The organism is Sphingomonas jeddahensis (genome assembly GCF_001981525.1).
In the GTDB taxonomy this organism is placed as follows: Bacteria; Pseudomonadota; Alphaproteobacteria; order Sphingomonadales; family Sphingomonadaceae; genus Sphingomonas; species Sphingomonas jeddahensis.
The window spans coordinates 21150-41246 of the sequence record NZ_MPSB01000007.1 but is presented as its reverse complement, the minus strand read 5'-3'; the positions used below and the strand labels follow the sequence as shown (position 1 = coordinate 41246).

At 65.0% G+C, this 20097-nt stretch carries 20 protein-coding genes; 7 read left to right on the top strand and 13 right to left on the bottom strand.

Features of this window, described 5'->3' with window-relative positions; all coding sequences use genetic code 11:
- Positions 1-3: 3 nt before the first annotated feature.
- The 6 genes from SPHI_RS09030 to SPHI_RS09005 form a co-directional block, all read right to left on the bottom strand.
- A complete protein-coding gene (locus SPHI_RS09030) occupies positions 4-369 on the bottom strand; it encodes a response regulator (RefSeq protein WP_076744606.1) in 366 nt (121 codons plus the stop codon).
- 61 nt (positions 370-430) lie between these two features.
- Positions 431-862 (bottom strand): chemotaxis protein CheW, encoded by a 432-nt coding sequence (locus SPHI_RS09025; protein ID WP_076744605.1) that lies wholly within the window; start codon positions 860-862, stop codon positions 431-433.
- Positions 859-3132, bottom strand: a complete 2274-nt coding sequence (locus tag SPHI_RS09020; RefSeq protein ID WP_076744604.1) for a chemotaxis protein CheA — start codon at positions 3130-3132, stop codon at positions 859-861. Before SPHI_RS09020 ends, SPHI_RS09025 begins: the two co-directional genes overlap by 4 nt.
- A gap of 39 nt (positions 3133-3171) precedes the next feature.
- Positions 3172-3588 (bottom strand): hypothetical protein, encoded by a 417-nt coding sequence (locus SPHI_RS09015; RefSeq protein ID WP_076744603.1) that lies wholly within the window; start codon positions 3586-3588, stop codon positions 3172-3174.
- A 624-nt stretch (positions 3589-4212) separates the two neighbouring features.
- Complete coding sequence (locus SPHI_RS09010) at positions 4213-4857, bottom strand: histidine phosphotransferase family protein (protein WP_076744602.1); 645 nt, start codon at positions 4855-4857, stop codon at positions 4213-4215.
- Between the two features lie 24 nt (positions 4858-4881).
- Positions 4882-5259: a M67 family metallopeptidase gene (locus SPHI_RS09005; RefSeq protein WP_233130821.1), complete on the bottom strand. Its 378-nt coding sequence runs from the start codon at positions 5257-5259 to the stop codon at positions 4882-4884.
- Positions 5260-5304: 45 nt separating this feature from the next.
- Between SPHI_RS09005 and SPHI_RS09000 the strand changes: the two genes are divergently transcribed.
- The 6 genes from SPHI_RS09000 (at position 5305) to bfr (ending at position 10246) form a co-directional block, all read left to right on the top strand.
- Positions 5305-6252, top strand: a complete 948-nt coding sequence (locus SPHI_RS09000; protein WP_076744600.1) for an RluA family pseudouridine synthase — start codon at positions 5305-5307, stop codon at positions 6250-6252.
- A gap of 61 nt (positions 6253-6313) precedes the next feature.
- Positions 6314-7213, top strand: a complete 900-nt coding sequence (gene rpoH, locus SPHI_RS08995; protein WP_198927838.1) for an RNA polymerase sigma factor RpoH — start codon at positions 6314-6316, stop codon at positions 7211-7213.
- A 128-nt stretch (positions 7214-7341) separates the two neighbouring features.
- Positions 7342-8136: a hypothetical protein gene (locus SPHI_RS08990; protein ID WP_158049668.1), complete on the top strand. Its 795-nt coding sequence runs from the start codon at positions 7342-7344 to the stop codon at positions 8134-8136.
- A gap of 12 nt (positions 8137-8148) precedes the next feature.
- Complete coding sequence (locus tag SPHI_RS08985) at positions 8149-9405, top strand: DUF418 domain-containing protein (RefSeq protein WP_083719913.1); 1257 nt, start codon at positions 8149-8151, stop codon at positions 9403-9405.
- An 86-nt stretch (positions 9406-9491) separates the two neighbouring features.
- Positions 9492-9662, top strand: a complete 171-nt coding sequence (locus tag SPHI_RS08980; protein WP_076744597.1) for a (2Fe-2S)-binding protein — start codon at positions 9492-9494, stop codon at positions 9660-9662.
- 98 nt (positions 9663-9760) lie between these two features.
- Positions 9761-10246: a bacterioferritin gene (bfr, locus tag SPHI_RS08975; protein ID WP_076744596.1), complete on the top strand. Its 486-nt coding sequence runs from the start codon at positions 9761-9763 to the stop codon at positions 10244-10246.
- 33 nt (positions 10247-10279) lie between these two features.
- Here bfr and SPHI_RS08970 read toward each other — a convergent pair whose 3' ends face one another.
- From SPHI_RS08970 to SPHI_RS08945, 6 genes are all read right to left on the bottom strand, one after another.
- Positions 10280-10717 (bottom strand): Hpt domain-containing protein, encoded by a 438-nt coding sequence (locus tag SPHI_RS08970; RefSeq protein WP_076744595.1) that lies wholly within the window; start codon positions 10715-10717, stop codon positions 10280-10282.
- A gap of 82 nt (positions 10718-10799) precedes the next feature.
- Positions 10800-12149, bottom strand: coding sequence for a ribosome biogenesis GTPase Der (der, locus tag SPHI_RS08965; protein WP_076744594.1), 1350 nt, complete (start codon positions 12147-12149; stop codon positions 10800-10802).
- A gap of 246 nt (positions 12150-12395) precedes the next feature.
- Positions 12396-13721 carry an outer membrane protein assembly factor BamB family protein gene (locus SPHI_RS08960; RefSeq protein WP_076744593.1) on the bottom strand — a complete coding sequence of 442 codons (1326 nt, stop codon included), beginning with the start codon at positions 13719-13721 and terminating at the stop codon, positions 12396-12398.
- Positions 13718-14431 (bottom strand): tetratricopeptide repeat protein, encoded by a 714-nt coding sequence (locus SPHI_RS08955; RefSeq protein WP_076744592.1) that lies wholly within the window; start codon positions 14429-14431, stop codon positions 13718-13720. Before SPHI_RS08955 ends, SPHI_RS08960 begins: the two co-directional genes overlap by 4 nt.
- Before the next feature lie 67 nt (positions 14432-14498).
- Entirely contained in the window at positions 14499-15359 is an 861-nt protein-coding gene (panB, locus tag SPHI_RS08950) for a 3-methyl-2-oxobutanoate hydroxymethyltransferase (protein WP_076744591.1), read from the bottom strand.
- Positions 15360-15390: 31 nt separating this feature from the next.
- Entirely contained in the window at positions 15391-15735 is a 345-nt protein-coding gene (locus SPHI_RS08945; protein WP_076744590.1) for an ArsC family reductase, read from the bottom strand.
- A gap of 175 nt (positions 15736-15910) precedes the next feature.
- Between SPHI_RS08945 and SPHI_RS08940 the strand changes: the two genes are divergently transcribed.
- Positions 15911-18448, top strand: a complete 2538-nt coding sequence (locus tag SPHI_RS08940) for a putative bifunctional diguanylate cyclase/phosphodiesterase (RefSeq protein ID WP_233130819.1) — start codon at positions 15911-15913, stop codon at positions 18446-18448.
- Between the two features lie 108 nt (positions 18449-18556).
- On the opposite strand, the gene SPHI_RS08935 is transcribed toward SPHI_RS08940, so the two are convergent.
- Positions 18557-20095 (bottom strand): M81 family metallopeptidase, encoded by a 1539-nt coding sequence (locus tag SPHI_RS08935; protein WP_083719911.1) that lies wholly within the window; start codon positions 20093-20095, stop codon positions 18557-18559.
- Positions 20096-20097 lie beyond the last annotated feature (2 nt).

Below are 20097 nucleotides of genomic sequence, written 5' to 3'. Positions count from 1 at the left end.
CGTTCAGGCGGCGCCGACGATCTGCAACTTGCTTTGCAGCGTCTCGCGATCGAACGGCTTCATCACATATTCGTCGGCACCGGCCTCGATGGCGGCCCGGATGTGCGCCACGCCGTTTTCGGTGGTGCAGAAGACCACCTTGGGCCGGGCACCCAGCGGAGTTTCGCGCAGCGCACGCAGGAAATCCATCCCGCTCATCACCGGCATGTTCCAGTCGAGCAGGATCACGTCGGGCGTGCTCGCAAGGCAGGCGTCGAGCGCCTCGCGCCCATCCGCCGCCTCCGAAACCGTGAAATCGAGTCCTTCAAGGATATGGCGGGCGACCTTGCGGATCACCTTGGAGTCGTCGACCACCAGACATGATTTCATCACGCGAACCCCATCACCTTATCTGTCCAAAGCTTGTGCAGGCCGAACGGTAAGGACCGCGTTAATTGGCCGCGACGATTCCGCCGACCAGCCGCGCGAGATCAACCACCAGTAGCGGCTCGCCGTCGCGTTCCGCGGATCCTGTCACCACCGATGCCCAACGTGGCCCAAGAGTCAGGCCTGCGGGGACGGGCTCCACCTCAAGCGGCGCGACATCCTCCAGTGTATCGACCAACACGGCATGATGGTGCCCGTCGATCACCGTGATGATCGCGCGCCGTGCATCGTCGTCACCGCGCGGCAGATCGAGCACTTGCCAGGTATCGATTACCGTCACCACTCGGCTGCGAAGCGCCGCCAAACCGCGCACCGCCGGATGCGACCGTGGTGCAGGTACGATCGCCGGGATGTCTACCACCGAATCGACCGCCTCCGCTGAAACGGCGATGGCCCGCCCGCCGACATGCGCGAGCAGATGAAGCGCGCCGCTCACCGGCCCGCTCCCGGCGCCAGCGCCAGCGCTTGAGCCAGTGCCTGCGGGTCGATCTGCGGCCGCCCGGTCGCGGTATCGCGGCTCAGCCAGACCACATTCCCGCCCGTCGCTCGCTCATCACCGGCTGCCAATGTCACGGCAGCCACTTCGCCGGGCGCCAGCGCCTGCGCGACCCGATAACCGGCCGCCTCGATCATCGGGCGCAACATGCTATCCGCCCAGCCGCCGTCCAGCCCCTGAACCAGACAGATTGGCCGCTTCACCGCGCGCGCCGCGCCACCGGCAAGCCGCACCGGATCAATCACCTCCAGCGGTTCGCCCTCGATCACCACGATGCCCGCTATGGCAGGGTTGCTGGACGGCAGCAGATCATCATGAATCGTGACGATGTCGAGCGCGCGCCGCACCAGATAACCGGTGGCCGCCTCCGTGCTCGCCAGCATCAGCATGGCCAGATCGGATCCTCCAGGTGCCTTACCAGCATCGATGATCAACGGCAGCACGCCGTCGCGCGCCGACACCCACCAGCGCCCCCCCGCCGCGCGCGTCGATCCGGCAGGCACCGGCTCGATCCGCTCCACCGCCGCCAGCGGGATTACCCGTCGCTGCCCGTCCAGCGCCTCGAAAAGCAGCGCCGATGTCCCTTCAGGCGCCGGCTCTTCGATCTCGGGCTCTGCCTCCACCACCCGCTCGAACGATACGCCGGCGGCCGCGGCCACCCCTGCGCAATCCAGCAACAGCAGCGGCACGCCGGTATCGGGCAGCATCTGGCCGGCATAAAGGCCCGCCGCCATCACCGCCGGGGCAACCGGCTTCACCACCAGTTCCTGCGTATCGTCGACGTGATCGACGCCCAGGGCAAAGGTGCCGCCGGGCAGGTTCACGATCATCAGCATGGTGCCGATCGCATCGCCGACACCCAGCACATCGCCGAGCCGCACGAGCGGCAATCGCCGCCCGCGCACCGTCGCCAGCAAAGCATCGCCTACCGCATCGATCCGAACCGCGCTCGAACCAGCGGCAACGATCTCCTCCACCGACTGCCGCGGCACGGCATAGCGCGCGCGGCCGGTCTCGATGACCACCGCCGACAGGATCGCCAACGTCAGCGGCACTTCGATCGTCGTCGTCAGCCCGCGTCCCGGCACATTGTCGAGCCGGATGCTGCCGCCGATCTGCTCGACGTTGGTGCGCACCACATCCATGCCGACCCCACGCCCCGACATGGCGGTCACCTCGTCGCGCGTCGACAAGCCCGGCTCGAACACCAGGTCGAGCCGCCTGCGTTCGCTCAGCGCGTTGAGCTCGGCCGCGCGGTCCGGCTCCTGCCGCGCCAGCTTGCCAACGAGCCGCGCCGTGTCGATCCCACGTCCGTCGTCGGCAATCTCGACGATGATGCGATTGCCCGATTGGCGCGCGACAATCGACAGCCGGCCAACCTCAGGTTTGCCGGCACGACGGCGCTCCTCGGGTGCCTCGATCCCGTGATCGATCGCATTACGGACGATGTGGACCAACGGATCGCGCAGCAGCTCGATCATTTCGCGATCAAGCTCCACCTCGGCGCCGTCGATCGCCAGCGACACACGCTTGCCCAGCGTTCCGGCCGTGTCGCGCACCAGCCGCGGCAACGCGGAGAATAAGGATTCGATCGCCTGCATCCGCGTGCGCGTCACCGTATCGCGCAATTCGGCAACCGTCAGCGATAGGCGATCGATCGCTGTTTCGAGCGTGGCATCGCCGCTGTCGCGCAAACGACGCGCGAGCTCGTTGCGCGCCAGCACCATCTCCGACACGCCGTTCATCATCCGGTCGAGCAGATCGACGGACAGGCGAATGCTACGCGCCGGCGCGCGCGGTGCATTCGAAACAGGCGTGACGAGCTGCGGCGGTGCCTCGGCAGGCTTGCCCTGCAGCGCAGCAAGCAACTGGTCTTCAGTCGAATCGTCCAGCGCGTTGCCGGCGTCGATCGCCTCGACGATCTCGCCGATTCGGTCGATGATCGCGAGCACCGCATTGACCAGCGCGGGGTCGGGCACCCGCTCGCCCGATCGAACGCTTTGCAGCACGTCCTCGGCCGCATGGCTGAGCCGCGCCAGCCGCGGGAGATCGAGAAAGCCGCAGCTCCCCTTCACCGTGTGGACGAAGCGGAAGATCGCATCTAGCCGCGCGCGATCAGCCGGATCGGCCTCCCACGCGACGATCTCGCCTGACAGAGCGCCAAGCGTTTCGCGCGTTTCCGCGATGAATTCCTGCAGCAGATCGTCCATTGCCGGCCAACAGTGCGCCGGCACCGGTAAATTCCGGGTTTACCGCGGCGCTGGCGGATTCTTCTGCCGGATTCGCCGAAGCTCGCGCACCTTCTCTGCCACTTCCGGCTCGGCGCACGCCGTTCGATCGAAGGTGCTCGCCGGTTCGACGCGCGCGCATGCAAATGCAACTTGCATTGTCGGGATCATGTCGAGCGGCTCGATGCTGGAATCATGACGTGCGATCGGAGCCGTCAACCGGGAAAGATAGATGTTCCATCCCTCCTTCTCGGTCATGCCATCAAGTGATTGCTCGGCCTGCTGTCGCAAGCCTTCTGCCACACGAAATTGCCCCATCTGCCGCATCGCATTAGCTGCTCGTGCCTCCAGCCCCACGCGATCTTTTGCCGAAACCGCAGCGTCGAGACGCTGAATCTCACGCACGAAGACTTTCTGGTAACGGGTGAGGCGTTGCATCGGCTTTGACGGCCGCGGCTCCCGCCCTGTCGTCAGGCGAAACCTGCCATATTGCAGATAGCAGTAACCAAAGGGCTTCGGTTTTCGGCCGCCCGAGATTGGTCGCCAGCCAATAGGCACGATAATAGCTCGTCTCCGCTTCAATCATCCTCCGATACGCCGGCAGTGCGATCAAACGGCTCAGTTCAGTCGTTTCCGCGGCCGAGAATGCGTTGAACACGACCAGCTTGTTGCCGGGACATTCAGGGAGCGGGAATGGAAACCGCATGTAACCGTACGGTCGGCCATCAGGTCGTTCACCCCAGGTGCTGTAACTTGAGGCCTGCCATGAGGCGAAGCGCTCACCGCCGACAGGACAGACCATGTCCCGTGGCCCGCCATGGAGCGGCGGCGGCATTGCTTCGGCTTGTGCAGGCTGGGCAGATTGAAGGAGCAACGCGAGCCAAAGCACTATGCGGATCCTCAACGACGCGATTGCCGGGACGACCGGACCAAACCCCGATCGATATGGGTCTCGAACGCTATATCATGAAACCTTGCCGGGTAACGTAACTCGGCCGTGGCCTGCTGCGCCGCCCCTCACCCACCGGATAGGGCTTCTCACGGCAGGGAGGATCAGAGGCGCTACTTCGGGCGCATCGTCGCTCCGAACAACAGCACGCCATCCGCCGGCGCGCTCACCAGGACGCGCCCGTTGGCGGCTTTCACCATCTCATGCACCAGGAACGCCGCCGCCGCACGCGGGGTTACCGCGTCCGACGCGCGTCCAGCCACCAGCGTGCCGCGCAATTCCTCGTCCAGCGTGATTCGCGGGCCTTCCACCTTGAGCACGATCTCGATCGCGCCGTCGCTGCTCTCGCTGCCGATATCGAGCGACCCACCGCGCACCAGCGTATCACCGGCGATCATCGACAGGTTCAACAGGACCTTGATCGCCGCCTTGGGTAGCATCGGCTCCTCTACCAGCCAGTTGATCTTGAGCCGCTTGGCCTCGCCGAACAGCCCCTCAATCGCCTGCTGCGCCTCGCGCGTATCGACCGCTTCGCCAAAGCCGCCCGCCGCGCCGAACGCCAGGCGGAAGAACTTCAGCTTCGCCGCGGACGTGCGCGCGCTTTCGGCCATCAGCTCCATGCATCGCTCGCGCATCGCCGGATCGGTCTCGTCGGCGAGCAGCTCCAGCCCGTTGTTGAGCGCGCCGATCGGCGACAGCAGATCGTGGCACAGGCGCGAGCAGAGGAGGCTGGCGAACTCGACGGGGTCGATGGTCATGGCCGTTCCATGACGCAGCAGAGTCTAGGGCGCAATGGCGAGCGTCACCGGATCGAAGCGCCCGTGCACCGCTCCGTCGTGCACCGCGCGCCAAGCGGTGAGATCGCTGCTTGCAGCAATCAGCCAAAAGGCACCGTCCGGCGGCGCGGACGCGGCGTCAGTGATCGAGGGAAGGGCGTCGCCGGAAGGGTGCGAGTGATAATGGCCGATTACCCGCGATCCGCCCCCCCGCGCCGCCCGCAGCGCGCGAAACAATGCAGCGGGGTCGAGCTCGAAGTGAGTTGCGGGTGTCGTGTGGACGTTCGCACATGGCGCGATTGCTTCCACCTGGCTGCGCTGGCCCAGCAGCAATCCGCAGACCTCCAGTCGTGAACGCATCGTTTCCGAGTTGATTTGGTCCACCAGCGATCTTGAAATCTGGAGCGTCATATCCATCTAGTACACCTAATGGACCGGGGGGTTTCCATCATTCAAGCAACGATCGCGCCGGCCGCCGATGGTTGGCGGCTCGATCGCGCGCTCGCCGACGCCGTGCCGACGCTGTCGCGCGAGCGGCTGAAGGTGCTGATCAACGGCGGCCAGGTGCAGCGCGAAGGCGTGCTGGTCCGCGATCCGGCCAAGCGCGCCGCCGCGGGCGAGGTGTTCGCGGTCGCCGTCCCCGCCCCCACGCCAGCGCATAACGAGGCGCAGGACATCCCGCTCGTGGTGGCGTTCGAGGACGATCACCTCATCGTCATCGACAAGCCCGCGGGCCTCGTCGTCCATCCTGCTGCGGGCAATCTCGACGGCACCTTGGTCAATGCTTTGCTCCACCATTGCGGCGGCTCGCTGTCCGGGATCGGCGGCGTCGCGCGACCGGGCATCGTCCACCGCATCGACAAGGACACATCCGGACTGATGGTCGCCGCTAAGACCGATCGCGCTCACGAAGGCCTCGCCAAGCAATTCGCCGCGCACACGATCGATCGCCGCTACAAGGCGATCGTCGGCGGCCGCCCGATGCCGCCCGAGGGCAAGGTCGACGCTCCCCTCGCCCGCTCGCCGCAGAACCGCAAAAAGGTGGCGATCGTGCAGGGCGGCAAGCGCGCGGTGACTCATTACCGCACCGAGCAGCGCCTGCGCGAGGCGGCGCTGGTCGAATGTCGGCTGGAAACGGGCCGCACCCATCAGGTGCGCGTCCATATGGCCTCGATCGGCCACGCCTTGCTGGGCGACCCGGTTTATGGTAGAACAAAACAAGCTCACAAGCGTGTACTTGATGAACTTTCGTTCCGCCGTCAGGCGCTCCACGCCGCCCGGTTAGGCTTCGTTCATCCTATTACAAGCGTCGCTTTATCGTTCGATAGCGCGATGCCGACAGACATGCAGGAACTGTTCAGTCAACTCGACGTATAGGGTGAAAGCGCTTCGCGAGGACGCGAGAAGGCGTTTCCCCGGAAAGGGAGATTAGGTAATCATGGCAAGCGGCAACGTCCCTGCGACGATCCCCGCACTCGGCGGCGAGCAGAGTCTCAACCGCTATCTCGCCGAGATCAAGAAGTTTCCCATCCTGGCGCCCGAGCAGGAATATATGCTCGCCAAGCGTTTTCAGGAGCATGGCGATCCGGAGGCGGCGGCGCAGCTCGTCACCAGCCACCTGCGCTTGGTGGCCAAGATCGCGATGGGCTATCGCGGCTATGGCCTTCCCGTGTCCGAGCTGATCAGCGAGGGCAATATCGGCCTGATGCAGGGCGTGAAGAAGTTCGAGCCCGATCGCGGCTTCCGCCTCGCCACTTATGCGATGTGGTGGATCCGCGCCTCGATCCAGGAATTCATCCTTCGGTCGTGGAGCCTCGTGAAGATGGGCACCACCGCCGCGCAGAAGAAATTGTTCTTCAATCTGCGCCGCATGAAGGCCCGCCTCGACGCGTTCGAGGACGGCGATCTCACGCCCGAGAACGTGCAGAAGATCGCCACCGATCTCGGCGTGACCGAGGCGGACGTGGTCAGCATGAACCGCCGCATGGCGATGGGCGGCGACACGTCGCTCAACGTCTCCATGCGCGAAGATGGCGAAGGCCAGTGGCAGGATTGGCTGCAGGATGATGCGCCGTTGCAGGACCAGGTCGTGGCGGAGGCGCAGGAAGCCGACGTGCGCCATGGCATGCTGGTCAGCGCTATGGACAATCTCAACGACCGCGAAAAGCACATCCTGACCGAGCGTCGCCTGACCGACGATCCCAAGACGCTGGAGGAACTCAGCCAGGTCTATGGCGTCAGCCGCGAACGCGTCCGCCAGATTGAGGTGCGTGCGTTCGAGAAGCTGCAAAAGGCGATGATGAAGATCGCGGGTGAGAAGCGCCTGCTGACGGCGTGATTTCATTCCCGTCATCCCGGGCTTGACCCGGGGTCCCGCTGCTTCGGACCCCTTCGTTGATAAGCGGGACCCCGGGTCAAGCCCGGGGTGACGAGTCCGTTGGCGCGATTTGCCCGTGCCGCCTAGGCGTGAGCGACTTGCCTCTCTGTCCCTCTCCCGACATGCGGGCAGGCACCATGTGGAACGACATCAAGCGGCTCTACGCCGACGCCGGCGCCTTTTCGCTAGCTTTGCCGGTGCTGTTCTCCATCCCGGTGCTGGTCGAATTCGCGCAGCATGTCGTTGAAATCGATCTTGGCCTCTACCGGCACGGGCTCGGTGCGGCGGCGATCTTCGACCAACGCCGGCTGACGCTCGGCTTCGCCAAAACGCTGGCGATGATCCTGCCGGGCTATTGGTTCGTCCGCTACATGGCCTGGAACCGTGATGCCGATCGCGCCAAGCGCATCGAGCGCCCGGCGGCGACGCTGTTCGGCATTCTCTTCGCGCTCGAGGCGATCATTCAGTGGCTGGTCCTGTTCGGCCCGCCGGTGGGCCTTGTACTCGGCCTGGGTCCGCGCCTGTCGAGCTATGTGACCCTCGCCGGGGCGATCGGCGCCAGCGTGATCGGCATCTACCTCACCGCCTGGCTCGTTGCCTGGCCGCTCGGCAATGCGCGGATCGGCCCGCCGCGGTCGATCGCGTTGATGGCGGGCAGCTTCTGGCGGACGGTCGGCTATACCGTCGCTGGCACGGTGCCGCTGATGCTGCTTCATCATGCGCTCGGCTATGGCGCCATGGGTCGAGCGGACTGGCTTGTCTGGGTAATGATGGTCGCGGATGCGCTGGTCGTCGGCCTGCTCGCCCTCACCAGCGCTGGCGTCGCCTATCTGGCGGCACAGCGGGCGGCGGAGCGCAGGAATGTCAAGCTCGCGGACGGCTGAAGCACGCAACCGGTGACGGCGCAGGCCCCAACCGATCGGATCGCGACGATCGATGTCGTGCGCGGGGTCGCGGTGCTCGGCATCCTGCTGCCCAACATCGTCGCCTTCGCCATGCCGAGCTATGCCTATCTCGACCCGACCGTTTACGGCGGGGCGGAGGGCGCGAACTGGTGGGCCTGGGCGGTCACCTTTGTGGTGGCCGACGGCAAGATGCGCGGCCTTTTCACCCTGCTATTCGGCGCCTCCACCGTGCTGATCGCGGAACGTGCTGCGGCCGGCGGCGGGCGGCCCGTCTTTGTGCATTATGCCCGCATGATCAGCCTGTTGGCGATTGGAATGGTGCATGCCTATCTGATCTGGTCGGGCGATATCCTGGTCCTGTACGCTATCTGCGGCGCGGTGGCGTTCGTGGCGTGGCGGTGGGACGTATCGCGGCTGCTCGCCATCGCCGCACTGTTGATGGTGGCACAACTGGCGAGCGGCGTGATGGATCATAGCGCCGCGCGATATTTCGAAGCGCGCGCCACGGCAGCGGATGCGGCATCTGACGTACGCGAAAAATGGGCGACATATCAGGCTGGGATTGCCGACGTTCACCGAAAAGCTTCGGCAGAGGTTGCCGCCTTTGGCGAAGGCTGGCGAAAAGCGGCCTCGATGCGCGTGTCGCTCACCTGGGACTCGCACCGCAATGTCCTGCCCAGAACCATTCCGGAAACGCTGGCGCTGATGCTGGCCGGTATGGCGCTGTATCGCAGCGGGTTCTTCCACGGCCGCTGGCCCCGGCAACAGCAGCGTGCGGTGCTGCTCCTCGGCTTCGGTATCGGCCTCCCCTCATATGCGCTGGTCGCGTGGTGGATCAGCGCCAGCGGCTTCGATCCAATCACCCTGCTTTTGACGGAACCGCTCCACCTCGTGCTGCTCCGCCCGGCGGTGACGCTGGCTTACGCGACCGCGACGATATGGCTGGTGCAAAGCGGCGCCCTCCCCCGCCTCGCCGAGCGGCTTGCCGCGGTGGGGCAGATGGCGCTCAGCAACTATCTCGGCACGAGTCTGATCTGTACCTATCTGTTCCACGGCTATGGTCTGGGATGGTTCGGCGCGCTGGAACGGTGGCAGCTCTATCCGGTCGTGGCCGCGGTCTGGATTGCGATTATCTGCTGGTCCAAGCCGTTGCTTGCGCGATTCGGCCAAGGCCCCGCGGAGTGGGCGTGGCGTGCAGCAAGCGCCCGGATCGCTGCGTTGATGCGACGCGCTGCTCCGTTAGGCTGAGTGCATGCTGTTGCGAACGACGCGCAAAAGCACTTGCGACCTGTTCTCACTAGCGGTAATGACCGTCGCAACGGAAGGAGCCGTTCATGGTCGTATGCGTCTGCAATGCCATCCGCGAATGCCAGGTGCGGGAAGCTGCACGCGCCGGATCAACGACGGCGTGCCAGGCTTATCGGAAATTGGGCCTTCAGCCGAAATGCGGGCAATGCACGCCGTTTGCGCGAGCTATTATCGATGAAGAGCGTGCTGCTGCATAACAGTTGCATCTTCAGAAAGCCGCAGAAAACCGCCACTTTTTGATTGCCGACCGAACCATCGCCAAGTTAAAGGGCGCGGCGACACGGAGGTATTTTCAATGAAGGGCGACGCGCGCGTCATCGAGTTTCTGAATGAGACGCTGAAGAACGAACTGACGGCGATCAACCAATATTGGTTGCATTACCGCCTGCTCGAACATTGGGGCATCAAGAAGCTCGCCGAGTACGAGCGGCACGAATCCATCGATGAGATGAAGCATGCCGACTGGCTGGCGGAGCGGATCCTGTTCCTCGATGGTCTGCCCAACTTCCAGCTGCTCGGTCGCTTGCGCATCGGCGAAACGGTGGAAGAGGTGCTCAAGGCCGATCTCGCGATGGAGATCGAGGCCGTCGGGCAGCTGAAGGCCGCAATCACCTATTGCGAAGAGGTCAAGGACTTCGTCAGCCGCGACCTGTTCACCAGAATCCTCATCAGCGAGGAAGAACATGTCGATACGCTGGAGCGCCAGTTCGAGATGATCGAGCGCATGGGGCTGCAGAACTATATCCAGCTCAACTCCGAGGCGGACACTCCACACGCCTGATGTATTGCGGGCCGGCGCACGACCCGCGCCGGCCTAGACGCTTCCCGCAATCGTCCCGGATATCGATCGGCGACCAAAACCCTGCACGGGGCGTCGTTCGGCGGGTGGGTTGGCATCGCGTTCCAGCAGCGCCAGCGTGCTGACGAACAACGGGCGCAGCGCCACCACGTCCTGTAGCGCACCTTCCGGCGTTTCATGCGCTTCGACGCAATCGCGCGCCATCACTTCGATCTTTTCAGCCAATATCGCGAGCGGAATGGCGCCGAACTGGCGCGCCTCCCCCTTTAATGTATGCGCGGGAATAACAAGCGCGGCGGCGTTCTGCGCCCGCATCGCCGCCTCAATCGCAGATACGGATTTGATCCCGTCCTCGCGAAAATATCCCAAGATCCGAACGAAGGCAGCGCCTAGTTCCGCCTTCGCCTGCGCGAACGCGGCCCAATCGAGCAAAGCGCTGCCCTCAAACGACACGATCCCGTCCCCTAACCGGGTCGCACGCGACCTTGGTTCCTGCGCGCCCGATTATCCGGACAGCGTAAACGTAAGGTAAGCGTCAGCCGCCGAACGGATTCTTCGGAGCACGCAAGGTCAGGCGCACCGGCACTGCCCCAAACCCCAGATCACGCCGCATCGAGTTGACGAGATAGCGTTCGTAGCTCGCCGGCAATTGGTCAACACGGGTGCCGAAGATCACGAAGCTGGGCGGGCGACTCTTCACCTGCGTGACGTAACGCATCTTGATCCGCTTGCCGCCCGGTGCGGGCGGCGGATTAGCTTCAATCGCGCGCTCGAACCAGCGGTTGAGCTCACCCGTAGGCACGCGGCGTGACCAGGCCTCACGCGTCTCGAACGCGGCGCTGAGCAATTGGTCGATGCCGCGCCCGGTCATCGCCGAGACAGTAATCAGCGGGACGCCCTTGACCTGGCTGAGGCCCTCGCCCAGCGCCGCCTTGACACCGTTGAACAGGGACGACGGATCCTGCGCGACGTCCCATTTGTTGAGCGCGATGATCAGCGCGCGTCCTTCCTCAAGCACACGATCGGCAATACGCAGATCCTGTGATTCAAGACCCAAGGTGGCGTCGAGCAGCAGCACCACCACTTCCGCGAAATCAACCGCGTGCAACGCATCGGCGACCGAGAGCTTTTCCAGCTTGTCCTGCACCTTGGCGCGCTTGCGCATGCCAGCAGTGTCGATCAGTCGAACGGGGCGGCCCTGCCATTCCCAGTCAATGGCAATAGAATCGCGAGTGATGCCGGCTTCTGGGCCGGTAATCATGCGATCCTCGCCCAGGATCCGGTTGACCAACGTCGACTTGCCGGCGTTCGGCCGGCCGACGATGGCGAGCTTCAGCGGCGCGGCGGGATCATCATCCTCCGGCTCGTCTTCCACCGTCTCATCGCGTTCAAGGTGCGGCAGGAGCGCTTCGAACAGGTCGGCAACCCCCTCGCCATGCTCCGCCGATAGCTGGACGGGGTCGCCGAAACCGAGCGCAAGCGATTCGAGAATGCCCTGTTCGCCAGCACGCCCTTCCGCCTTGTTGGCGACCAGCACGATCGGCGTGGTCGAGCCGCGCAGCCAGCGCGCGATCTCCTCGTCGAGCGGCACCACGCCGGCGCGTGCATCGACCAGGAACAACGCGACGTCGGCTGACGCGACCGCAGCCTCGGTCTGGAGCCGCATGCGGCCGGGCAACGACTGCGCGTCGTGATCCTCGTAACCGGCGGTGTCGACGATGCGGAAATCAAGGCCGAGGAGATGCGCATCGCCCTCTCGACGATCGCGGGTTACGCCGGGACGATCATCGACCAGCGCGAGTTTCTTGCCGACCAAGCGGTTGAACAGCGTCGATTTGCCGACGTTGGGTCGGCCGACAATCGCGACGGTGGGGAGACGTGCCATCGATCGGCCCTACAGTGATGGAGGAGCGAGCGGAAGCGGGAGCTTTGCGTTGTAGCATGCGCGGCGGCATCCCGCCTTCTCGCCTGCCGTTATGCTGAACTTGTTTCAGCATCCACCGTGGCACACGCCCCAGCCGCGCAGGCGGATCGGTGAACCCTGAAACGAGTTCAGGGTGACGGCATTGCAGGCGCCACGCCACTCACCCTTGTCAACCCCCCCCCCGCAAGCGGGAGTGACGAACGTGCGTCACCGATACGCCGACAGCTTCCCCGCCTGATCGAGTACATACAGCGTCTGGTTGGCGACCACCGGCGGGAGGGTGAAGGACTTAGCCGCGTTGATCGTCATCTGCACGCTGCCATCGGCCGGCGAGGCACCGATGAGTTCGCCGCGCGAGTTGGTGAGCCACAAGCGGTCGCCGGCCAGCACCGGGCCGAACCAGGTGTAAGCGTTCTTGCGCTTCTCGACATTGCGATAGGCTTGTTGCTGGCCGATCCATCGCACCTTGCCATTGGCACGTGACAGGCAAACCAGCCGCGCATCGTCGGTGATGACGAACAGCCACTCACCCGCCAACCAAGGCGTGGAGATGCTGGCGAAATTCTGCTCCCACAGGCGCTGGCCGGTGGCGATCTCCACCGCGACCATCCGGCCCCCCTGCCCCACGGCATAAGCGCGGCCATCGGCGATCACCGGATTGGCGTCGATATCTGCCAGGCTGGATACCGAGGTCGAGATGCTGGTGCGCGACAGCGCATCCTGCCACAGCGTCCTACCGTTCTCGTAGCGATAGGCGTTGAGCTCACCCGAGGAGAAACCGGCGACGATCGTACCGGCCGCGGCCGCCGGCGCCGCGACGCCGAACACGCCCTGCGTCTCCACGCTGGCGCTGGCCGTCCAGAGCACCTTGCCATCATTCTGGTCGAGCGCGAACAATTGATTGTCCTGGCTCAGGACATAGACTTGGCCGTTGGCCACGGTCGGCGCGCCGCGCAGCGGGCCGCCGGGCTTGGCCCGCCATGCCACCGCGCCGTCCGAAGCGCCAAGCGCGACAACGTCGCCCAAGCCATCCGTGGCATAGACGCGTCCGCCATCATAGCTGACCCCGCCGCCGAAGCGCGCGGCCTTGTTCTCGTCGCTGTTCGTCAGCGATGTGGTCCATTGCGACGCGCCGGTATCCGCGGCGAAGGCGTGAACGCGCGCATCGACATCAACGGCGAAGACCTTGCCCTCGGCCACCACAGGCGCGGCGCCGAGCCGCTGACGATTGCTGCCGCCGTCGATCGCTGCCGTCCACAGTCGCGTCGGCGCAGCGCCAAGCGCCAGATGGCCCATCCACTTGGCGGCGTTGCCGCCCGGCTGCGACCATTCCGGGTTAGCCACCGCCGCAGGCAGCAGCACTTGGACGCCGGCCAGCGCAGGATCGGCTTCCGCCGCGTTTTCCGAAACCAGGATCGGAACGCGATTGCCCACGGTCGGCGTCTTCTTGGAACCACCGCCCTTGAAAATGCCGCAGGCGCTCAGCCCCATCAACGCGGCTAGCGCGATCGGCGCGGCAATCGACTTCTTCATTGCTTGTTTACGTCCTCTTTCGCACCTGCATCCGCCGGCACGGCGTCAACGCCCAGTACGCCTGCCATCTGAACCGCCCGTTGACGGATCGAGGGGGGCACCTGTTCGTCCTGAGCGATTTGGCCGAACAGCTTGCCAGCCAGATCGCGCTTGTTCTGCTTGAGATAAGCAAGCGCGACGAGCTCGCCGGCGCTACCGAAATAGGCGTTCCCCGGCACAGCGACGGCACGAAGCCGCTCGATGGCCTGCTCGGGCTTGATCGTGTCGAATTCCGCGGTGGTCTGGCGCACCAGCGCCAAGTGCCGGAACGGCTCGGCGAGGGACTCGTCAGCGGCGATGGCAGCAAACTTCGCGGCTGCGCCCTTCAGATCATCCTTCTGGAGCAGCAGATCGGCCTGGGTGAACAGCGCGACGGCGCGGTACCCCTCGGAGTCCGACTGGGCGAGCTGCGCCAACGCGGGCGTGGCTTTGGCGGTCTGATCCGCCGCAAGATTGTCCCACACCATCTGAAGCTGCTCGCCCTCGCGCCCGGCCGCTTCGCGCTGACGATGCTGCCGGAACAGATAGCCCGCGAAGATCACCAGGCCGAGCACAACCAGCGTCAGGACAACAAGGCCCCAGCGGCGGGCAAGCGCGGCGGCCTGATCCTTGCGCAGTTCCTCGTCGACTTCGCGCAGGAACGCTTCGTTATTCTGCGGCGTCAGCGCCACGGCTTACTCCAAACTTTGACGGGAAGGCGGCGGACCTTAGGCGCGCGCGCCGGAAAACGAAAGCGGATCACGCTTTGGGGGCGTAGGTCTGTTCCTCACCGGGAAAGGCGCGGCTTCGCACCTCTTCGGCAAAGCTGGCGGCGCGCTCGCCGATATAGCCGGCCATGTCCCCATAGCGCTTTACGAACTTGGGCGTGCGCTCAAACATGCCGAGCATGTCCTCGGCGACCAACACCTGGCCGTCGCATTGCGCCGAAGCACCGATGCCGATGGTCGGCACGTCGATGGTGCGGGTGATCTCGATCGCGATCGGCTCCACCACGCCTTCGATGACGACAGAAAAGGCGCCCGCCTCAGCGACCGCCTGCGCGTCACCGACGATCTTGCGCACCTCCGCCTCCGAACGGCCGCGGGCACCATAGCCGCCCAGCGCGTTAACCGCTTGGGGGGTGAGGCCGACATGACCCATCACCGGAATGCCGCGTTCGGACAGGAAAGCGACGGTGGAGGCCATCGCAGTGCCGCCTTCCAGCTTCACCGCAGCGGCGCCAGTCTGCTTGAGCAGCCAGGCGGCGCTTTCGAACGCTTTCTCCGGGCTTGCCTCATAGCTGCCGAACGGCATGTCGACCACGACCAGCGCATGATAGCTGCCGCGCACCACCGCCGCGCCATGCGCCGCCATCATCTCCAGCGTCACCGGCACCGTCGATGGCAGGCCGTAGATCACTTGCCCCAGGCTGTCGCCGACCAGCAGCATGTCGCAATGGGGATCGAGGATTTGCGCGGTGCGCACCGTATAGGCGGTGAGCATCACCAGCGGCTCGGCCCCCTTGCGCCGGCGGACGGCGGGAACGGTGACCCGCTTCATCGGCGCCGAGACCGGAGTGGCGCGACTGGTGGCGCTGTCGATCGTGAAGGTGGTGGACATAGAGAGGGGGCTTAGCGGGTTCGGGGAGGAGTTAGAAGATGGTGGCGTAGCGTTCGGGCGAGAAGCCGGCTTCGATCGTGTCGTCATGGACCAGCAACGGCCGTTTGATCGCCGAGGGATGCGCCTGCATGATCGCCGTAGCGCGGTCTGCGTCGAGATCGGCGCGGTCGGCCTCTGGCAGTGTGCGAAAGGTCGTGCCCCGACGGTTGAGGACCCTTTCCCAGCCAAGTCGTTCGATCGCGCGCGCGAGGACGGTCGTGTCTACGCCTGCCTTCTTGTAATCGTGGAATGTGTAGGCGATCCCCTGCCCGTCCAACCAGGTCCGCGCCCTTTTCACCGTGTCGCAATTAGGGATGCCGTAGAGGGTCGTTGTCACGTCAATCTCCAGACCTGTCGGGCGTTCGCTTGCGACACGGTGTGCGCTGAAACAAGGGCGACATGAGCGCCTCCCCAAGCGATCAGCCATCAAGCACGATCGCGCTATGATGGTTGTCTCTTGTTAGGAACTGTTCGCTACCACAGTTGCAGACAGGGGTTCGTGAGGGTTGATTTTGAGGTTCAGGGCGTTCTGGTGTGCGGTGCTGCTGCTCTGCCTGGCGCTCCTTCCGCAGGCCGCGTTCGCGGCTGGTGTGGACCTGCACCGGTCTGTCTGCACCGCGACCTTGGCGAATGGCGCGGGCGACGCCGCGGTGACGTCTGCCCCTTATCGGTGCGGCACCGATGCAGCGACACGCAGCGACGCCTGGCTTTGGCTCCGACTTGATGCATCCAGCCTGGCCGAACTGCCGCCAAACTGGAATTTGCTGGTTGATCAGACGCGGTTCAGGCGGATCGCGATCATCGTGGAAGAAGCAGACCGTAGCGTGCGCGCGACGCACGCCGCGGGCGCGCTGGATGGGCATTGGGCACCCGGTGGGCTGCTGAAGTTCGTCATCCCGACGCCGGGCCGCGATGTTCGCGGCCTGTACCTTGGTTTTCAGAAGATCGACGACCTGTCTCTGATGCGCAAGATCATCGCGGCGCCAGCGACCGCCGCGCCGACGAGCGATGCGCGCTGGCTGCTGCTGATGGGGTTGTTCGCGGGCACGTTGCTCTCCGCCCTGCTCTACAATCTCGTGATTCACGCCGGGCAGCGGAATGCGTTTCAGCGCTGGTACCTTTTGTGGGTCTCGGTTGCGCTCGCCTACGGGCTGGTGTGGACCAACATGGCGGCGTTCGTGGTGCCCGGTCTGGTCGGGCCGACAGCGGTGCGGCTCGACTTCCTGCTGGTTGGGCTGATGGTCGCTGCCGGCAACATGTTCTTCTTCGCCCTGATCGAGGAAGGTGTGCTGCCGCGCGGATTGCTAATCGTGGGGCGGGCCACGGCCGCGGCGGGCGCACTGCTCGGCTTTCTTGCCGCGGCGGACGGATGGTTTCCGGCGGTTCTGACCGACCGTTTGCTCAATTACGTGATCGCCGGCACTGGCGTGACGGTCGCCCTATCATCCTGGATTGCGGTTCGGCGCGGCAGCCGAGTGATCTGGTTCTATATGATCGGCTGGGGGCCGGTGATCGGCGTATTCCTGGCGCGATTGGCGCGCAATCTGGGCTTGTTGCCGCAGAACGATCTGGTCGACAAAGCGACCTTTGCGGCGCTGGCATTCGAGGCGCTGGTCCTGTCGCTGGCCATTGCGGATCGTTTCCGGCTGATGCGGCAGGAATTGGAGGACAGCCGGCAACGCCGCGAGATTGATCGGGTGGAGGCCAAGGCGCTGCGGCTTGCGGCGCAAACTGACTTCCTGACCGGCCTCGATAATCGAGCCTCCTTCCAGAACGAAGCGCACGGCCTGATCGCGCGCGGCACGCCGTTCAGCCTGTTCCTGATCGACGTCGATTACCTCAAGGACGTCAATGATCGTTTCGGTCATGCCGGCGGCGACGCCTTGCTGCGGCGGATTGGATCAGCGCTGGCAGAGATCAGTAAGGCACTGCCGCCGGCGCGCGTTGCGCGGATCGGCGGCGACGAGTTCGCGATCCTTTGCCCCGGCGACGGCGGGCCCGAAACAAGGCTGGCGCAACGGCTCGAAGAGCTTCAGGACGAGAACTGGCATTTCCTCGGGCAGGAACGGCCTATTTCGCTCAGCGTGGGTTCTGCCCGCTACCCCGACGATGCCGAGGCGCTCGACCTGTTGTACCAGAACGCCGATCTGGCGTTGTACAATGCCAAGCGGCTCGGTCGGGCGCGACATTACCGCTATGATCCGCTGCAGCGCATCCTGCACGACCTGCAGATTGAATTCACCAGCGATGCCGACGCGGCTTTGCTGCGCGGCGAGTTCTGCCTCCATTACCAGCCGCTCGTGTCGCTCTGCACCAGCCAGGTCGAGGGCTATGAGGCGCTGCTGCGCTGGAACCATCCCGACCACGGCCTGATGCGGCCGGATCGCTTCGCGGAAGTGCTGGTGGCGGAGAAGATCGGGCTGCGCATCCAGGAACATGTGCTGGAGCTAGCCTTATCATGGCTGCGCGAGCACGGCGATCGCGTCGGCATGCTGAGCGTCAATTTCACGTCGGCCCAGCTATCCGGCCCACGCGCGGCGCGGCGTGTGCTCGACCGCTTGGCGCACCATGGCGTGCCGCCTTCATCGCTGTGCGTCGAAGTGACCGAGGGCGTGATGCTCGATCGCGCCGCCGACACGATCCTGGCGACGCTGCGGGCGTTGCACGCGGCGGGTGTGTGCATTGCGCTCGACGATTTCGGCACCGGTTTCGCCTCGCTGGTGCATTTGCGCCAGATGCCGGTCGATCGGATCAAGATTGATCGTTCGTTTGTCGCGGGCATCGACGAACATGATGACGGCGGCACGCTGGCGATCGTGCGCGCGATCATCGGCCTCGGCCGGGGCTTGGGGAAGGTGGTGGTCGCCGAGGGGATTGAGACCGAGGCGCAGGCGCACCGGCTGCGGCAGTTGGGCTGCCAGTTAGGCCAAGGTTATCTCTACGGGCGCCCGCAGCCCGAGTTGGTGGATGCCGGACCGCCGGAGATGGCCGCGGCGCTGGCTCATTTGCGCCAGGCGGACGCACGACGGCTGCGGGTGCTCGCGGGATAACGCGGTGGAGACGGATCCGCCCTTTTGAATTTCGAAGGTTTGCAAATTCCCTGACGCTCGCTCGTCACCCCGGACTTGGTCCGAGGTGACAAGAAGCAGCCGAACGCCTCAGGCGCGGGTGGCCCGCTTCGAGCGATAGGGGCGCGGCGCGTATTTGAGGTCCTGCACCCAAGGAAAGGTGGGGACGCGGTTCTTGTTTTCGATGTTGGGAATGTCCTGGTCGATTGCGCCCGGCGACAGCGCCATCAGATGCGGATTGGCCAGCGGCTTCATCGTCGGGTTGAGATAGCCGCACTTGAGCACCACGATCTTGAACGCGGTCGGCTCCAGCTTGAGATCGCGGAACGCCTCGGCGGCGTGATAGGCGCGGCGCTTGGACGACAGCGTCATGGTGATGCCGTCGAACTCGATCACCGCCTCGCGCTCGGCGGGATCGGTGACCGGGTGGAGATACTTTACCGTCGCGTTGACCTTCACCGGCTTGCTCTCAACCGGGTCGAGCGTCGCACCGACCGACAGCGGGATCGTCTTGCCGACGCCCGCCGCATAGCAGGCGTCGGTCGCGGGCTTGTCGGTCATGCCGCCGATCAGGACGTTCTTGGCGCCGGCCTTGATGATCGCCTGAAGGAAGTGCGTCTGGTCAGCATTGCCGCCGCCGCCCGGATTGTCGCCCGAGTCGGAGATCACCACCGGCTGCGTCTTGGCGGCCATGGCAGTCGCGATCGTGTCCTCGATCGTGCCGGTCGGGCTGCCGAACTTGAATTCCTTGCGCGCGTCCCAGTAGCGCGCGGCGAGCTCGGCGGCGATGCGCGCCTGCATTGCGGGATCGGTGCCGGTGACGCACACCGACGCCGCCGAGCGCGGCTCGTCCGCCCAGACATAGCCGACCAGCTGCGACACATCGAGCACGCCGGGCATGCGGTTGTACTCGCTAAGGTCGGACCAGAGGCGACGGCCCGGATCCCATTCGGTGCTGCTCTGCTCGCCAGCGAGGCCGACGGGGATCGTCGCCCAGACGATGCTGGGCTTCAGACCGTAGCGCAGGCAGTGCGTCAGCATGTCCGTGGCGCGCATCGTGTTCTCGACGCGGTCGACGTGCGGCGCGGTGCGATAGGCGGTGATGCAATCGAGATTGTCGACGATCTTCTGGCTGACGTTGCCGTGCAGATCGTAGCTGGCCGAGATCAGGCAATCGGGGCCGACGACCTGTCGGGTCGCCGCATACCAATCGCCCTCGGCGTCGGTCATCCCCTCGACGAACATCGCGCCGTGCATCGCGCAATAGACGCCATCGAGCGGCAGCAGCGCGCGGAGCATGCCGAGATATTCGGTCTTGAGCGATTCATAAGCGTCGCGCGCGATTGGGCCGCCTGAGCCAGCGTTGGCGACGAGCGTGGGGAGGAAGGGGACATCGTAGCGATTGAGGAAGGTGAAGTTCGCGTTGTCGAGGATCTCCTGCCCGCGCAGCACGCGGAAGTTCTCCAGCCGGGATCGGATGCGGCTGTAGGTGCTGCATTCCGACGCGATGCCGCCGATCGCGATGCGCGGCTGCTTCTTGTACGGCGGGATGATCTGCGCGGTGGCGGAGGTTGCGGTCGCGGCGATGGCGGCGACGGAAGAGGATTTCAGGAAAGAGCGGCGTTCCATGG

What these genes read in the sequence shown, in the direction of transcription:
- SPHI_RS09030 (WP_076744606.1), bottom strand. Translation starts at nt 369, where the DNA reads ATGAAATCATGTCTGGTGGTCGACGACTCCAAGGTGATCCGCAAGGTC.
- SPHI_RS09020 (WP_076744604.1), bottom strand. Translation starts at nt 3,132, where the DNA reads ATGGACGATCTGCTGCAGGAATTCATCGCGGAAACGCGCGAAACGCTT.
- SPHI_RS09015 (WP_076744603.1), bottom strand. Translation starts at nt 3,588, where the DNA reads ATGCAACGCCTCACCCGTTACCAGAAAGTCTTCGTGCGTGAGATTCAG.
- SPHI_RS09010 (WP_076744602.1), bottom strand. Translation starts at nt 4,857, where the DNA reads ATGACCATCGACCCCGTCGAGTTCGCCAGCCTCCTCTGCTCGCGCCTG.
- SPHI_RS09000 (WP_076744600.1), top strand. Translation starts at nt 5,305, where the DNA reads ATGGACCGGGGGGTTTCCATCATTCAAGCAACGATCGCGCCGGCCGCC.
- rpoH (WP_198927838.1), top strand. Translation starts at nt 6,314, where the DNA reads ATGGCAAGCGGCAACGTCCCTGCGACGATCCCCGCACTCGGCGGCGAG.
- SPHI_RS08980 (WP_076744597.1), top strand. Translation starts at nt 9,492, where the DNA reads ATGGTCGTATGCGTCTGCAATGCCATCCGCGAATGCCAGGTGCGGGAA.
- bfr (WP_076744596.1), top strand. Translation starts at nt 9,761, where the DNA reads ATGAAGGGCGACGCGCGCGTCATCGAGTTTCTGAATGAGACGCTGAAG.
- der (WP_076744594.1), bottom strand. Translation starts at nt 12,149, where the DNA reads ATGGCACGTCTCCCCACCGTCGCGATTGTCGGCCGACCCAACGTCGGC.
- SPHI_RS08960 (WP_076744593.1), bottom strand. Translation starts at nt 13,721, where the DNA reads ATGAAGAAGTCGATTGCCGCGCCGATCGCGCTAGCCGCGTTGATGGGG.
- panB (WP_076744591.1), bottom strand. Translation starts at nt 15,359, where the DNA reads ATGTCCACCACCTTCACGATCGACAGCGCCACCAGTCGCGCCACTCCG.
- SPHI_RS08935 (WP_083719911.1), bottom strand. Translation starts at nt 20,095, where the DNA reads ATGGAACGCCGCTCTTTCCTGAAATCCTCTTCCGTCGCCGCCATCGCC.